Annotated in this window: 16 protein-coding genes and 1 tRNA gene; 13 read left to right on the plus strand and 4 right to left on the minus strand. The window is 70.7% G+C overall.

Annotated features, from left to right (window positions below; all coding sequences use genetic code 11):
• Nucleotides 1-18 precede the first annotated feature (18 nt).
• Genes VM938_07065 through VM938_07075 form a run of 3 tightly spaced genes read left to right on the plus strand, consistent with a single transcriptional unit; the run spans nucleotide 19 to nucleotide 3,549 of the window.
• Nucleotides 19-1,413 (plus strand): TldD/PmbA family protein, encoded by a 1,395-nt coding sequence (locus VM938_07065; protein HVF74792.1) that lies wholly within the window; start codon nucleotides 19-21, stop codon nucleotides 1,411-1,413.
• Entirely contained in the window at nucleotides 1,410-2,753 is a 1,344-nt protein-coding gene (locus VM938_07070; protein HVF74793.1) for a TldD/PmbA family protein, read from the plus strand. Before VM938_07065 ends, VM938_07070 begins: the two co-directional genes overlap by 4 nt.
• Before the next feature lie 7 nt (nucleotides 2,754-2,760).
• Nucleotides 2,761-3,549: an undecaprenyl-diphosphate phosphatase gene (locus VM938_07075; protein ID HVF74794.1), complete on the plus strand. Its 789-nt coding sequence runs from the start codon at nucleotides 2,761-2,763 to the stop codon at nucleotides 3,547-3,549.
• 29 nt (nucleotides 3,550-3,578) lie between these two features.
• Here VM938_07075 and VM938_07080 read toward each other — a convergent pair whose 3' ends face one another.
• From VM938_07080 to VM938_07095, 4 genes are read right to left on the minus strand one after another with little or no spacing between them, the layout of a single operon-like run.
• Nucleotides 3,579-4,439, minus strand: a complete 861-nt coding sequence (locus tag VM938_07080; GenBank protein HVF74795.1) for a type IV toxin-antitoxin system AbiEi family antitoxin domain-containing protein — start codon at nucleotides 4,437-4,439, stop codon at nucleotides 3,579-3,581.
• Nucleotides 4,436-5,026 (minus strand): SAF domain-containing protein, encoded by a 591-nt coding sequence (locus VM938_07085; GenBank protein HVF74796.1) that lies wholly within the window; start codon nucleotides 5,024-5,026, stop codon nucleotides 4,436-4,438. Before VM938_07085 ends, VM938_07080 begins: the two co-directional genes overlap by 4 nt.
• 57 nt (nucleotides 5,027-5,083) lie before the next feature.
• Nucleotides 5,084-5,881 (minus strand): S-methyl-5'-thioadenosine phosphorylase, encoded by a 798-nt coding sequence (locus VM938_07090; GenBank protein ID HVF74797.1) that lies wholly within the window; start codon nucleotides 5,879-5,881, stop codon nucleotides 5,084-5,086.
• Nucleotides 5,878-6,180, minus strand: a complete 303-nt coding sequence (locus VM938_07095) for an FmdB family zinc ribbon protein (protein HVF74798.1) — start codon at nucleotides 6,178-6,180, stop codon at nucleotides 5,878-5,880. Before VM938_07095 ends, VM938_07090 begins: the two co-directional genes overlap by 4 nt.
• Nucleotides 6,181-6,262: 82 nt before the next feature.
• Between VM938_07095 and plsY the strand changes: the two genes are divergently transcribed.
• From plsY to VM938_07145, 10 genes are all read left to right on the plus strand, one after another.
• The gene (gene plsY, locus VM938_07100; GenBank protein ID HVF74799.1) at nucleotides 6,263-6,835 is read left to right on the plus strand and encodes a glycerol-3-phosphate 1-O-acyltransferase PlsY; all 573 of its coding nucleotides are present in this window, start codon (nucleotides 6,263-6,265) and stop codon (nucleotides 6,833-6,835) included.
• Nucleotides 6,832-7,695: a UTP--glucose-1-phosphate uridylyltransferase GalU gene (galU, locus tag VM938_07105; protein ID HVF74800.1), complete on the plus strand. Its 864-nt coding sequence runs from the start codon at nucleotides 6,832-6,834 to the stop codon at nucleotides 7,693-7,695. The genes plsY and galU overlap by 4 nt, the downstream gene beginning before the upstream one ends.
• Nucleotides 7,692-8,903, plus strand: coding sequence for a gephyrin-like molybdotransferase Glp (glp, locus tag VM938_07110; GenBank protein HVF74801.1), 1,212 nt, complete (start codon nucleotides 7,692-7,694; stop codon nucleotides 8,901-8,903). The genes galU and glp overlap by 4 nt, the downstream gene beginning before the upstream one ends.
• A gap of 9 nt (nucleotides 8,904-8,912) precedes the next feature.
• Complete coding sequence (gene moaA, locus VM938_07115) at nucleotides 8,913-9,887, plus strand: GTP 3',8-cyclase MoaA (GenBank protein ID HVF74802.1); 975 nt, start codon at nucleotides 8,913-8,915, stop codon at nucleotides 9,885-9,887.
• A gap of 19 nt (nucleotides 9,888-9,906) precedes the next feature.
• Nucleotides 9,907-10,404, plus strand: a complete 498-nt coding sequence (gene moaC, locus VM938_07120; GenBank protein HVF74803.1) for a cyclic pyranopterin monophosphate synthase MoaC — start codon at nucleotides 9,907-9,909, stop codon at nucleotides 10,402-10,404.
• 157 nt (nucleotides 10,405-10,561) lie between these two features.
• On the plus strand, nucleotides 10,562-11,071 hold the full coding sequence (locus VM938_07125) for a hypothetical protein (protein HVF74804.1): 510 nt from the start codon (nucleotides 10,562-10,564) through the stop codon (nucleotides 11,069-11,071).
• Nucleotides 11,072-11,096: 25 nt separating this feature from the next.
• A complete protein-coding gene (locus VM938_07130; GenBank protein HVF74805.1) occupies nucleotides 11,097-11,744 on the plus strand; it encodes a hypothetical protein in 648 nt (215 codons plus the stop codon).
• Between the two features lie 15 nt (nucleotides 11,745-11,759).
• A tRNA-Ala gene (locus tag VM938_07135) sits at nucleotides 11,760-11,832 on the plus strand.
• Between the two features lie 352 nt (nucleotides 11,833-12,184).
• On the plus strand, nucleotides 12,185-12,577 hold the full coding sequence (locus tag VM938_07140; GenBank protein HVF74806.1) for a helix-turn-helix domain-containing protein: 393 nt from the start codon (nucleotides 12,185-12,187) through the stop codon (nucleotides 12,575-12,577).
• Entirely contained in the window at nucleotides 12,577-15,075 is a 2,499-nt protein-coding gene (locus VM938_07145; GenBank protein HVF74807.1) for a hypothetical protein, read from the plus strand. Before VM938_07140 ends, VM938_07145 begins: the two co-directional genes overlap by 1 nt.
• Nucleotides 15,076-15,080 lie beyond the last annotated feature (5 nt).

The following is a 15,080-nucleotide window of genomic DNA, read 5'->3' on the forward strand; positions in this document are numbered from 1 at the left end:
AAACCCCTCGGAGGACCCTTGCTCGATCAGTCGGTGATCCAACGCGTGCTCGGCGAAGCCTTGCGGCGAGGCGGTGACTTCGCGGAGGTGTTCGCCGAGGACCGGCGCGCCTCGTCGGCCCGGCTCGACGACGGCCGAGTCGAGGAACTGACCTCAGGGCGCGACCGCGGCGTGGGCATCCGGGTGGTCGTGGGCGAGACCACCGGGTTCGCCCACACCGCCGACCTGTCGGAAGCAGGCCTGCGGGCCGCCGCCGAAGCGGCGGGCGCCGCGGCCCGGGAAGGCGGCGGCGGGGTGCGCGAGATCGCCCTCACCCGGCAGTCGGCGCCTCGTCCCTACGAGCCCACCGTGCTGCCCGAGTCGGTCGACAAGGCCCGCAAAGTCGAGCTGCTGCAACGGGCCGACGCCGCGGCGCGCTCGGCAGGTGGCGCCATCACCCAGGTCAGCGCGGGCTACGGCGACATCCGCCGCCGCATCCTCGTCGCCAACTCCGACGGGTTGCTGGCCGAGGACGACGTCGTGCGGGTGAAGTTCGTCGTCACCGCCGTGGCCAACGGCGACACCGGCCGTCAGACCGGCTACGAGAGCGTCGGGCGCACCATGGGCTTCGAGGTGTTCGACGAGGTCGACGTCGAGACGGTCGCCCTTGCCGCAGCCAACCGTGCCCTGACCAAGCTGCGCTCCCGGCCCGCGCCCAGCGGGCTCGTCCCCGTCGTCATCGGCGCGGGGCGCGGCGCCGTGCTGTTCCACGAGGCGTGCGGCCACGGGTTCGAGGCCGACGCCATCGAGAAGAAGGCGTCCGTCTACCACGGCAAGGTCGGCGAGCAGGTGGCGGCGCCCAACGTCACGCTGGTCGACGACGGCACGCTGGGCCGCCAGTGGGGCACCTTCGCCATCGACGACGAGGGCCGACCCGCCCAGCGCAACGTGCTCATCGAGAACGGCGTGCTCACCGACTACATGTGGGACTTCCTGCGGGCTCGCAAAGCCGGCCGCCCGTCGTCGGGGAACGGACGCCGAGAGACCTACCAGTCGCTGCCCATGGTGCGAATGACGAACACCTACCTGTTGGCGGGCGAGGAGGACCCCGCCGAACTCGTGCGCCAGACGCCGCACGGCGTCTTCGTGGCCCAGATGGGCGGCGGCCAGGTGAACACCGCCACCGGCGACTTCGTGTTCGGCATGACCGAGGCGTACCTCATCGAGAACGGCGAGATCACCGATCCCCTGCGCGACGCCAACCTCATCGGCAACGGCCCGGAGGTGCTGCGCAACATCGACGCGGTGGCGTCCGACTTCGAGATGGCTGAAGGCGGCGGCATGTGCGGCAAGAACGGCCAGCAGGTGCCGGTCGGCATGGGCCAGCCGACCTTGCGCATCTCCGGCGTGACCGTCGGGGGGACCGCGGCATGAGCGAGTTGCTGGAACTGGCGACCCGCATTGCGGGCTGGGCGCGCGACGGTGAACAGGTCGAGGTGTACGCGGCCTCTGGCCGCGAGACCGAGGTCGTCGTCTACGACGGCGATGTCGAGTCCCTGTCGTCGGCCGCATCGGCGGGCGTGGGCATCAGGGTGATCCGTGACCAGCGACAGGGCTTCGCCTACGCCGGGTCGCTCGACGAGGACGTGGTGGGCGAGACGCTGGCCGAGGCCCGCGACAACGCTGCCTTCGGCACGCCCGACGAGCACCTCGCACTGGCTACCCCTGACGGCGTGAGTGCTGCCGAGCTCGACCTGTGGCGCGACGACCTGGCCGCCTTCCCCACCGACCGCAAGGTCGAACTGGCCATGGAGTTGGAGCGGCGGGTCAAGGCGGGCGACGGCCGCATCAAGTCGATCCACTCGTCGGAGTACGGCGACGGCATGGTCGACGTCGCCATCGCCAGCAGCGGCGGCATCAGCGCCGCCTACCGGCGGTCGTCCTGCTACCTGTCGGTGTACGCGCTGGCGGGCGACGACACCGAGACCCAGACGGGCGGCGGCTACTCGGTCGGCCGTGGTCCCACCGACCTCGTTGTCGACGAGGCGGCCGTCGACGCCATCGAGCGGGCCACACGAATGCTCGGGGCGCGCAAGCCCGCCTCGGCCCGCGTGCCCGTGGTGTTCGACACCCGGGTCACGGCCTCGTTGCTGTCGATCCTGGCGGGCACCTTGAGCGGCGAGGCCGTGCTCAAGGGGCGTTCGCTGTTTGCCAACCGCATGGGCGAATCAGTGGCCGCGCCGATGCTGGTGCTCACCGACGACCCCACCGACCCTCGGGCCTACGGCGCCGCCATGTACGACGCCGAGGGCTTGGCATGCCGCCGCAACCGCCTCATCAGCGGCGGCGTGCTGGAGCGCTTCCTCTACGACACCTACTCGGGGCGTCGGGCGGGGGTGTCGTCCACGGCGTCGGCGGTGCGAGCCGGGTTCAAGAGTGGCCCCATGGTGGGGGCGCGGGCGCTGGCCCTGGAGCCGGGCGAGCGTTCGCAGGACGAGATCGTGGCGTCCATCGACGACGGCCTGTTGGTCCAGTCGATCAGCGGCGTGCACTCGGGGGTGAACCCGGTGAGCGGCGACTTCTCGGTGGGCGCCGAGGGGCTGCTGATCCGTGGCGGTGCGCTGGGCGAGCCGGTCCGGGAGATCACCATCGCCTCCACCCTCCAGCGCATGCTGCTCGACGTGTTCGCCGTGGGGAACGACATCGACTGGCTGCCGGGGTCGGCGGCCGGCGTGACGCTGGCGGTGGGCGACATGAGCATGAGCGGCGCCTGAACCGTCGGTGCCGATCCTCCATGCCATCGTCCTGGGGATCACCCAGGGCCTGTCGGAATTCCTGCCCATCTCGTCGAGCGGCCACCTGGTGCTGGTGCCGTGGCTGTTCGAGTGGGAGGAGCTGACCCGCAACCCCGAGCTCAACCGCACCTTCGACGTGGCGCTGCACATCGGGACGTTCGTGGGAGCGTTCGCCTACTTCTGGGGCGACGTGTGGCGGCTGGCGACGGGCAACCGTCGGATGGCCGCGCTGCTGGTGCTGTCGTCGGTGCCCGCTGCGTGCGTAGGCGTGCTGCTCGACTCGTTCCACTACGACGCCATCTGGTTGATCGGCGTCATGTTGATCGTGTTCGGCCTGGTGCTGCGGTGGGCCGACTCGCTGCCCGGCACCCGGTTCGAGGGGGAGTTCGGGGCGCGGGAGGCGTTGCTCATGGGCGCCGCCCAGGCGGCAGCCCTGCAGCCCGGTGTGTCGCGATCGGGGGCGACCATCTCGATGGGGCGCTACCTGGGCTTCGGCCGTGACGCCGCCGCTCGGCTGTCGTTCCTCATGAGCCTGCCGATCATCGGCGGGGCGGGGTTGTACGAGGGCGTGAAGGTGTTCGCGGCGGGCGAGGGCATCCCGCCCGGGTTCGGCCCGGCCTTCGTCTGGGGCATGCTCGCCGCCGGGTTGACCGGCTTCGTGGCCGTGTGGGGCCTGCTGAAGCTGATCCGCACCCGCTCCTTCACCCCGTTCGTGAACTACCGCATCGCCCTCGGCATCGCCGTCCTCGCCATCGCCGCCTCCCCCCTTCGCTGAGTTGCCACTTGTGCGCGTTCCCACGCGCACTAATGGCAAACGAGCGGGCGGAGCGTGGCGAACAGTTGCGACGGCGGCGTGCGCGACGTCACGCGCAGGATCGTCCACCCGGCCCGCACCGCGGCCAAGTCGCGGAGGCGGTCGTTGTCGAAGGCATGTCGAGTGGCGTGGGGCCGCCACCCGTCGACCTCGATCCCGACCTTCTCTGCGGGCCATGCGAAATCGAGGAGGAGCACCCGACCCTCGATCACAAGTTGGAAGCCGGTTTTGGCCGGCGCCAGCCCGGCTCGCTGGAGTCGCCGCAGCCACACTTGCTCCAAGTGGGAGTCCGATCGCAGTCGCGCGTCGAGCAACGGGACGAGACGCCGACGCCCTCGACGTGCTTCCGAGCGATCGAGGCACCGGGCGACGTCGTCAGCCGTGCACAGCCGCCTCACGATGCCATCGTCGAGCATCCGCTGCAGCGCGACGGGTTCGACGCTCGCCGCCAAGTCGACAACGGTGCGGGCCACGGACGTGGAAGCAAGGTCGTGCACCGTCGTGACGTCATCGGCGTAGAGGACCGAAGCGCGGTGCGCCGTTACGCCCAGAAGGCGCGGCGTCCGCATGTTGAACACCGTGACCTCCACCGCACCAGGAGCAATCCCCGCCAGCCGATGGAGCGCCGCGGCCGATCGGTGGGAGGCGACACCGTCGACGCTGAGCAGTGCTGCCGCGAGGTCGCGCCATGGCGAAGGAGGCGCGCCGGCAACGGCGTAGATGCCTCTCCGAACGACAACGAGGCGCCCGGAGGAGATTGCCCACTGGACGGCATTGCGGGAACCGACTTGCGCCGTCGTCACGAGACCGTGCTGGCGTTCGGCCAGGGCGGTGACCTCGGGCCAGTTCATTCGTAGGGGGAGGCGAGCGACAGCGTGACGACGCCGGTCGACAGGGCGTGCGCCACACGGGGCGCTTCGTCGGCCACCACGGCGATCGTCACCACCTCGTCGTTCACGTCGAGCACGACGGCGTCGGCGGCGATGACCTCCGAGTCGGCCAGCAGGTCGACCCGGTCGCCTCGCTGCACCGAAGGGTTGGCCGCAACCACCGGCACCGCCAACGCCCGCGCCCCTGCGGGCAAGAGCGCCGCGACCCCCGACAGCCCGGCGGGAGCAAACTTGGCCGCCAGCAGCACCTCGCCGTCGAGCACCGGCACGACCACGGTGCGCCCGACCGGCGACGGCTCCACCGGCGCACCGGGCAGCACGCCTGCGGGCACCTCCCGCCACGAGACGTCCTCCTCGCCCACCACGGCCCCCAACGCCAACGGTCGAGCCGCCACCGGCACCGCCACCAACCGCCCCAGCGAACGAGCCGACGCCGTGGCATGGCGCACCATGGCGGTCACCGCCATCGTCACCAGCAGGCACACCACGGCGACGACCGCCCAGTACAGCCACGGCCGACGGGCGAACAACAGACGAATCCGGTACACGGGCGCGCGCCCTCCTCCGAGAAGAACCGACGGGAGGGGGAAGCGCCGAGGGAGAAGTTACGTCGCCAGCGGACCGCTGGAAAGGGCCGACTCGCACCGGCACGACCGCCCCCGTTCAGCGGGGATCGCCGGGATGGCTGCGGCCAGCAGCGCCCGGGTGCGGTCGACGTTGCGCCGCAGCACCTCGAACACCACCTCGATGGTCACCGGTTCGATTCCGTCGACCCCTTCGAGGCCGGTGTCGTAGTCGGTGACGAGCGCCAGCCCGCCGTAACAAATGCCGAGCTCCCGGGCGAGGTACGCCTCCGGGTACTGCGTCATGTTCACCACGTCCCACCCCGCAGACCGGAACCACTGCGACTCGGCCCGGGTCGAGAACCGCGGCCCCTGGACGACCACGACCGTCCCCCGCGGGTGCATCGTCACGCCCACCGACGACCCCGCCGACAGCAGCACCGACCGCAGCTCGTCGCAGTACGGGTCGGCGAACGACACGTGCCCCACGACGCCGCCGTCGAAGTAGGTGTCGGCCCGCCCGTTGGTGCGGTCGACCAACTGGTCGAGGACGACGAAGTCCTCGGGCTTCACCGACGGCTGCAACGACCCCGCTGCGCACGGGCCGATGATGCGCTGGACGCCCAGCTCGCGCATGGCCCACAGGTTGGCCCGGTAGTTCACCCGGTGGGGCGGGATCTCGTGGTGCACGCCGTGGCGAGGCAGGAACGCCACCGACCGGTCGCCCACTGTGCCCACCGCCAACGGCGCCGAGGGTGGCCCGTACGGCGTGTGCACCGGTACATGGCTGACATCGTCGAGGAACGAGTAGAACCCCGAACCCCCGAAGACGCCGATCACGCGGTAGCGGCGCTGCTCTTCGGCTCGGAGGGAGTGCTCTTCGTCTCGGACTTCGACTCGGTCTTCGTCTCGGACTTCGACGTCGAGCTCGACGACGACTCGCTCTTCTCGCTCTTGGCAGGCCTGCGGCTGTCGGTCTTGTAGAAGCCGCTGCCCTTGAAGGCGATGCCGATCGACCCGAACACCTTGCGCAGCTCGCCGCTGCAGGTCGGGCATGTCGTCAGCGGGTCGTCCTTGAACGACTGGACGATCTCCAGGTGCTCACCGCAGCTCTTGCATGCGTATTCGTAGGTGGGCATCGGTTGTCGCGTCCTCCGGCTGGCACTCGTGCCTATCGACTGCCAAGTGTACCGCCGCGTCACCCGTCCCTACCATGGCGACATGGCGTTGGCGGCAGTGGCAGCAGTGGTCGCCGCCTATGCGCTGGGCACGTTCCCCACCGCCACCGTCGTCGCTGGCAAGCAGGTGACGCAAGAGGGTTCGGGCAACCCGGGCGCCTCCAACGTCTACCGCCTGGCGGGCCGCCGAGCCGGTTTGCTCGTGTTCGGAGGCGACTTCTTCAAGGGCGCCGTCGCCACCGGCGCAGGCCTCGCCCTCGGCGGCCGCGCCCTTGCCCTCGCCTGTGGTGCCGCCGCCGTCGTCGGCCACTGCTTCCCCGTCACCCGCCGCTTCAAAGGCGGCAAGGGCGTGGCAACCGCGGGCGGCTTCGTCCTCGTCATCGAGCCCGTCGTCGCGCTCGTGGCCGCGGTCGTCTGGCTGGCCGTCGTCAAGCTCACCAAACGGGCCTCGGTTGCGTCGCTCGTCATCGCACTGGGTATCCCGACCGCCGTGCTCGTACTCCGAGGCCCAGGGACAGAGTCCGCCGTCGTCGTGGCGGTGGCGGCGCTCATCGTCGCCCGCCACGCCGATAACGTCGCCCGTTTGATGAGACGCGAGGAACGGACCGTGCGATGACGGTGAACAAAGCGGTCATCCCCGCCGCAGGCCTGGGCACCCGCTTCCTGCCGGCCACCAAGGCGCAGCCCAAGGAGATGCTGCCGGTGGTCGACAAGCCGGCCATCCAGTACGTCGTGGAAGAAGCCGCCCGCTGCGGCATCCGCGACATCCTCGTCGTCACCGGCCGCAACAAGAAGAGCCTCGAGGACCACTTCGACCACGTCCCCGAACTGGAATCGCAGTTGGAAGCCAGCGGCAAGCACGACCTGCTGGCGCTGGTGCACGCCGCCACGGAACTGGCCGACCTCCACTACGTGCGCCAAGGCAAGCCCAAGGGACTGGGGCACGCCGTCGCCGTCGCCCGCCAGCACGTGGGCAACGAGCCCTTCGTCGTGCTGCTGCCCGACGACATCATGGAGACGTCCGACGTCCTCAGCCGCATGCTCGACGCCCATGCCACCTACGGCGCGTCGGTCGTGGCCCTCAAGGAAGTGGCCGAGCACGAGATCTCGTCGTACGGCTGTGCCGAGGTCGAGCCCGTCGGCGACGGGCTCGTGCGCATCACCGGCGTGGTCGAAAAGCCCTCGCCCGAAGAAGCCCCGTCGAACCTCGCGGTGATGGGCCGTTACGTCTTCACCCCCGACATCTTCGACCTCATCGACAAGGTGGAGCCGGGCAAGGGCGGCGAGATCCAACTCACCGACGCCATGGCCATGCTGCCCGAGCTGTACGGCGTCGTCTTCCAGCACGGCCGCTACGACACCGGCAACAAGCTCGACTACCTGCGGGCCACCGTCGAGCTCGCCCTCAAGCGCGACGACCTCGGGCCCGACTTCCGCGCCTACCTCTCGGACCTGGCCCGCCGCGAGAACCTGTGAGCCTGGTCCCGCTCGCCTCGGCCAAAGCCCGGGTGCTGGCGGGGTGCGTGCCGCTGCGCCCGACCGCGGTGCCGCTGGCCGACGCCCTCGGCTGCGTGACCTCGGTGCCGCTGCGGGCCGACGAGCCGGTCCCGCCGTTCGCCAACACGGCGATGGACGGCTTTGCCGTGCGGGCCGCCGACACCGCGGAGGCTCCCGCCACCCTCACCGTGGTCGGCACCCTCGCCGCCGGCGCGGCGCCCGACGTCAGCGTGGGACCGGGCGAAGCGGTGCGCATCATGACCGGCGCGCCGATCCCGCCTGGCGCCGATGCCGTCGTCATGGTCGAACAGACGACGACGGCCGAGGACGGCGGCACCGTCGTCGTCCGCACCACCGTGGCGCCCGGCAACCACGTGCGCCCGGTGGGCGACGACATGGCGGCGGGCGACGAGGTGTTCCCCGCCTTCACCGTCCTGCAGCCCGGCCACCTCGGCGTGCTCGCCGCCCTGGGCATGCGCAAGGTGCCGGTGTTCACTCGCCCCCGCGTGGGCGTGCTGTCGACGGGCGACGAACTGGTCGCCGAGGCGCGTGACCTGAAGCCTGGCGAGATACGCGATGCCAATCGCACCACCCTGCTGGCGCTGGCCCGACAGGCGGGCTTCGAGACCGTCGACCTCGGCATCGCCCGCGACGACCGCGACGCCATCCGTGCTGCCTTCACCGCCGCGGTCGCGCAGTGCGACGCCGTCATCACCAGCGGCGGCGTCAGCGTCGGTGACTTCGACTTCGTCAAGGTCGTGCTCGACGAGTTGAGCGGCGGCACCATGCAATGGATGCAGGTGGCCATCAAGCCCGCCAAGCCGTTCGCCTTCGGCACCATCGACGGCACGCCGGTGTTCGGCCTGCCCGGCAATCCCGTGTCGGCCATGGTGAGCTTCGAGGTGTTCGCCCGGCCCGCGCTGCGGCAGATGGCAGGCCATCCCGTGCTCGACCGGCCCACGGTGCGAGCAGTGGCCGACGACGGCTTGCCCCGCCACCCCGACGGCAAGCTCCACTTCGTACGGGTGCGAGCCGAGCACGGCGCCGACGGCCGCGTGCACGTGCGCTCGTCAGGCGGGCAGGGGTCACACATGCTGCGGGCCATGGCCTTGGCCGACGCCTTGGCGCTGGTGCCCGACGGCGACGGCGTTCCCCCCGGCGGTGACGTAGAGGCGTGGCTGCTTTAACCTGAGGCCATGCTCGTCGACCCGCACGGTCGGGTCGTCCGCGACCTCAGGGTCTCTGTCACCGACCGCTGCAACTTCCGTTGCGCCTATTGCATGCCCGCCGAAGGGATGAGCTGGCTGCCGCGGGAGCAGGTCCTCACCTTCGAGGAGATCGAGCGGGTGGCGCGGGTGTGCGTCGAGCGCTTCGGCTTCGACGGCATCCGCATCACCGGCGGCGAGCCGACGGTGCGGGCGCACCTGCCGGTGCTGGTGGAGAAGCTGGCCCGGCTGGGCATCGACGTGGCCATGACCACCAACGGGATCAAGCTGCGTGAGCTGGCCCACGACCTGCGCGCCGCAGGGCTCAACCGGCTGAACATCTCGCTCGACTCGTTGCGGGCCGACCGCTTCCTCAAGCTGACCCGCCGGGACGCCCTCGACACCGTGGTCGACGGCATCGACGCGGCGATCGACGCCGGTTTCGATCCCGTGAAGCTGAACGTCGTCCTCATGCGCGGCATCAACGACGACGAGGTCGTCGACCTGGCGACGTTCGCACGGGAGCGGGGCGTCGAGGCGCGCTTCATCGAGTTCATGCCGCTCGACGCCGACGACGACTGGAGCGCCGACAAGGTCGTGCCGTCCACCGAGGTCGTGGCTGCCATCTCGGCCGTGTACCCGGTGGAGGCCGTGGTGCAGGGGAGCGAGCCCGCGGCGCGCTATCGGTACCTCGACGGCAAGGGCGCCTTCGGCGTCATCGCCACGGTGACCAAGCCGTTCTGCGACTCGTGCGACCGGGTGCGGATCACCGCCGAGGGCAAGTTCCGCAACTGCCTGTTCGCCGTGGAAGAGACCGACCTGCGGTCGCTGTTGCGGGGCGGCGCCGGCGACGACGACCTGGCGGCGGCCATGCGGGCCGACGTGGGGCGCAAGTGGGCGGGGCACGCCATCGGGCAGGTGCAGTTCGTACGGCCGCCTCGCACCATGAGTCAGATCGGCGGGTAGGGCCGTAGACTCTCTCGGCATGTCCGACCGTGGCCTCACCCACCTCGACCCCCTCGGCCGCGCCCGGATGGTCGATGTCACGCCCAAGGACCCGACCCACCGGCGGGCCATCGCCCGCTGCAAGGTGTTCATGCAGCCCGAGACCACGGGGAAGGTGGCCAGCAACGCCGTCACCAAGGGAGACGTGCTCGCCGCCGCCCGCATCGCCGGGATCCAGGCGGCCAAGCGGACGCCCGACCTGATCCCCCTGTGCCACCCGCTGCTGGTGGGGTCGGTGTACGTGAACTTCACCATCGGCGACGACACCATCGAGGTCGAGGCCCAGGTCGAGACCATCGACCGCACCGGCGTGGAGATGGAGGCGCTGACGGCGTGTGCCGTGGCGGCGTTGACCATCTACGACATGTGCAAGTCGAGCGACCGGTCGATGTCGATCGGGGAGCTCACGCTGTGGGAGAAGACGGGCGGCCGGTCGGGCCCGTACCGCCGAGCCGTGGCCGACGGGACCGGCCTGTAGCTGGAAGTTCCTGGAGCAGGGGTGGAAACGCGCGGCCTGTTCGTAGTAAAGAACTAGTTACCGATCTTCAATTCCGGCCTGGCTTGCACCCCCCATCCACCGCAGCCACAGAGGGCCGAGGTACCGTCGCCGAGTCGCAAAGGTAGGTCGAGGAGCTTTGACCATCGTGGTGCTGCTTTTCCTCGCCGTGATCTGGGCAGCCGTTCTGGTCCCCCCGATGCTGCGGGCCCGGGCCGAAGGCAGACCCGCCGATTCCATCGGGACGTTCCGTCGCCAGTTGCACGTGTTGCAGCGGACCGGACCCTTCGTCACGCCGCCTGCGCATTCCATGCGCCTGGCCCGCCCCACCGGCTACGGCCTGCCCGCCGTGCCCATGCGCATGTCGCCCGAGGCCGCTCGCCGGGCTCGCACCCTGAAGCGGCGCCGCGACGTGCTGTACGGGCTGCTGGCCGCCATGGGCGGGTCGTTGGTGCTGGGGATGCTGCCGTCGCTGCGGGTGCTGTGGGGGCTGCACGTGGTGCTCGACCTGCTGTTCGTGGGTTACGTCGCCGTGCTGGTGCGCATGCGCAACATGGCGGCCGAGCGGGAGCTGAAGCTGCGGTTCATCCCGCACGCGGGTGCCACGCCGGAGCCTGCGCTGCTCGCCCTGCGTCGCTCCGCCAACTGAGCTGACGGAGCGGTCGGGGTCGGGGTTGGCGCTCGGTCGTAGCGACGAGCTGGCCGACCTGATCGAGCCGGTCCGCGAGACGCTCGACGCTGCCCACCGGGCTCGGGAAGTTGGGCTGGCCGCGTGCCGGCGCACGATCCGGGCGTGCGGGCAGGCGATCCGGGCCGTGCACCGGGGTGAGGCGGAGCGGGTTGCCTCGTTCACGACGGAGGCGGCCGAGGCGTTGCGAGAGGCGCAGACGGTGCTGCGCCCACACCCGGCGGTGGCGTTCGCCGGGTTCCTGCACGATGCCGAGAAGGAGTACGCCGAGGCCGTGCTGACGGCGGCGTTGGTGGGGGGATCGTCGTTGCCGCCGCCTGCGTCGGTCGGGGTGGAACCGGCGGCGTGGCTGTGCGGGCTGTGCGAGGCGGCGTCGGAGCTACGGCGGCACTTGCTCGACCGGTTGCGGGCGGGGGAGACCGAGCGGGCCGAAGCCTTGCTGCGGGGCATGGAGGACGTCTACGACCTGCTGGTCACCGTCGACTACCCGGACGCCCTGACGGTCGGGTTGCGGCGCTCGACCGATGCGTTGCGGGCGGTGCTCGAGCGCAGCCGGGCCGACCTGACCACGACGCTGATCCAGGCTCGGCTGCAGGCCGCGCTCGAGGAACGAGTGCCCCGAGCCGTCGACTAACGTGGTGCCCTCCACGGGGGTGTAGCTCAGTTGGCAGAGCGCAGCGTTCGCAATGCTGAGGCCGTGGGTTCGAATCCCATCACCTCCACCCGTCTACCCCTCTCATGGGGCCGATGGCCCCGAATCACGGGGCCGTCCGGTCCATTTCGTGTCGTTCCGAACCGGCGCTGCGCCCTGATTATCGGGAGAGGGCAGGCGTTTATCGGGACCTGACCACCCCCTGCCCAGGGCACCCGAGCAATGCCCAGCCCGAGGCAGCCCAGGTACGGGCGGCGAAGGCGGCGGCGACCCGGGGCCGCAGGTGGGTGCCCGGGGGCAGGCGTGACGCCCCGGAGCCCGTCGCCGCACCGGAGCGGTCCCTGTACTTCCGAGGGCACGGCGTAAGGGCCAGCACCGCACGCCCATGCGAGCTGCGCGTGGGGGGTGAGGTGGCTGGCAGCGTGTACCGGGACGAGCGCTATGTGACCCAGACCGAGGCGGCGTCGCTCTGCGGCTGCGATTACACCACCATCCGCAGGCACCGGAACCGTGGGCATTTCCCCGGAGCGCGGCGCCGGGACGACGTCAACGGGAGCTGGGAGATTCCCGTCGAGGACCTGATCTCCGCTGGGCTCTGGCATCCGTCGGACGGGGACGAACGCGACCTCGACGGCGCGCTCGGGCGGACCAGGACCGAGCGCCGCCTGGAGGAACTGCGCCTGGAGTTGGAGCGGGCGAATGTGCGCATCGAGGGGCTGACGTCCGCGTTGGCCGACCGACGCGACGAGATTGCCTACCTGCGCCGTGCGCTGGACGCCGCCCTCGGGGCAAGCCCGGCCCGGGTGGTGGCCTGATGCCCCGCAAGCTGACCGGGAGCCGCTGGGAGCGGGGGAGTCGTTGGTGCGCGAGCGTCCCCGAGGCCCGGGGCTCGCGCCGACGCATCGAGGCGAGTTTCGACGAGGAGGCGGAACGCGAGGCATGGCTGTTGTCGGCCATCGCCGCGGTCGAGAACGGGAGGCAGCCCCCCGATCCGGCGATCTTCCGGGGACGAGCGGCCGGTGACGCGCCCGAAGCGAACCCGCGTCCGTTGTTCGAGGAACTGGCCTACGGCTGGCTCAACGAGCACTACGGCCAGCTGCGCAAGGCGGACGTCGAGCGCGAGCACGCGGTGCGCGCCCTTGTCGATAACCACCTCATTCCCGCCTTCGCCGGCCCTGTGCCGTCCGACGCGGCTACAGCCCGCCGGCGCTTGATCGAGTTCGTGCGCCGCTTGGCCAAGGAGCCCGAGCACCGCAACGTCGATGCCGCACTGCTGCCCACCAACGAACTGCTCTCGATCAGCGAGGCCGCAGCGGTCTTCGAGCGGTCACCGTCCACGATTCGGCGTGCCTTGAGGGCGGGCAAGTTGTTGGGGGCACGCCGCGGCCTCGACGGGCAATGGCTGCTCCCGGTGAGCGCCTTGGCCCATGCCCTCGACGTGGACCGCGCCGACGCCCTCAGCCGCGCCTATGTGCGCGGCATCCTCTGGGTCCACCACGAGATCCTCGAATGGGGCCGGTGCAACGGCTGGCAAATCGCATGTTTCGAGCGTGGCGTGAACGCGCTCACCCCAGATGCCAGGGTCAGTCGCAGGAAGGCAGGGAAGAGGCTGCGCCAGCCGCTCGCCTTCGTTGAGCTCGCCCGGGTGGCCGCCCACCTGCATGTGATCCACCAAACCACGCTGTGGCTGATGCGCGTCCTCGGCTTGCGCATCTCCGAGGCGTACGGGCCGCGGGTGGGCGACCTGATGGACCTCGGCGATGTCGGTCTGCTCGTGGTCCAACGACAAGGCGGCCGTCCGTTCCTGACACGCACGCCCGACGGCGCCGAAACCGTCTACTCCAAAGACACCCTCAAACGGGCCGCTTCCTACCGAGTCGTCCTCGTGCCCGAGGTGCTCATGGCCCTGCTGCGGGTGGTCGTGGCGGCGTTCCACACCGACCCCGTCACCGGCGAAGTTGATCTGAACGCCCGCCTGGTTCCCTGGATCGGTCGAGAGGGGGCCGGCCAGGCGGCCTTCCGCAGCGCGCTGGAGAACGCCCTGCGACAGGAGGGGTCGGATCTGGAGAGCGCGGGCTTCGCCGTTGTGCCCCACGACCTCCGCAAGTCGTTGGCCACCGACCTGGCGTGGGACGCCGACCTCGACGAGCTGGCCAAGCGGCGGTTCATGGGCCACAAGGCCGGCGACGACGTCTTCGCGCGCGTCTACACCCTCGACCATCCGACGTTGGGGCCGCTGACGGAGATCGCCCGGGCGCTCGAGGTCCACATCACCAGGCAGATGAGCAGCCTGATGGTGCCGACCGAGGGTCGCATCAGGTGGCGTCGCGCCAATCCGCTGTCCGGCCGGGCCGCCCATGTCGATGCGGTCCTGGCGGAAGCGGGCTGGCAGGTGGAGCCCGGTGACGGCGACAACCCGTGGTGCGACGCGGTCCGAGTAGCGGCCGAGGTCGGCATCGCCGAGCGAACCGCCCGACGATGGATGCGCGATCAGGTCGTTCCGTCGGTCACCGACACCGACCGGTTCGGCAACACCCGCCGTCGAGCGCGGCTGGCCGACGTGGAGGCGGTGCGCGACCGGTTGGCGGGACGTGTCCTGCTGCGGGACCTGGCCGATGAACTGGGCTGCGGGTACTACCGCGCCTACCGGAGCCTCCGGCGTCTTGGGCTGGCCCGAACTGCGGAGGGCCCGCCGCCCGCCGAGCTGGTCCTGACCCCCGAGGAAGCTGCCGCGGTGCGCGCCGAGTTCGCTCGGCTTTCGGCCCTGTTCGGACGGTCAATGCGCGTGAGCGCGGCGGCGAACCGGCTCGGGGTCGCCTTCGGCACCGCGCAGCGGCTGGTGAGGACGGGACAGCTGGTTGCCGACGAGGAGCGTGATGCCTTCGGGGCGCTCCACGTCACCAAGGCTTCCGTCGAGGCCGTCTTGGCGGCACGGCGGCCCATGGCCGTCGACCCCGGGCCACTCATCGACGCGCGTGTCATCGCCAGTATCACCGGCCTCAACCTCCGTCAGCTATCGGACCTGGCCGTCCAGGGAACCCTGGTGCGACACGACCATGGCCGACGCTTTCAACTCACCCTGGAAAGCGTGGAGGCGTGGGCGGCGGGGCTGGGTTGGGAGGTACGGGGCACTCTCGCCACCGCCGCCCCCGCGGTGCGGCCAAGCGGAAAGGTCGTGGACTTTGCTCGTTTGGAAAATCGCGAGCGCGGCCCGGGTCCGACGCGGCTACCGGTTCCACGGGCGAGACCGATCGAACGAGCTGGTGACGGCGGCTCCCACCCCGATGACGATGAGGAGGCTCAAACGGCATGACCCAT

The organism is Acidimicrobiales bacterium (assembly GCA_035536915.1).
GTDB lineage: Bacteria > Actinomycetota > Acidimicrobiia > Acidimicrobiales > JAHWLA01 > JAHWLA01.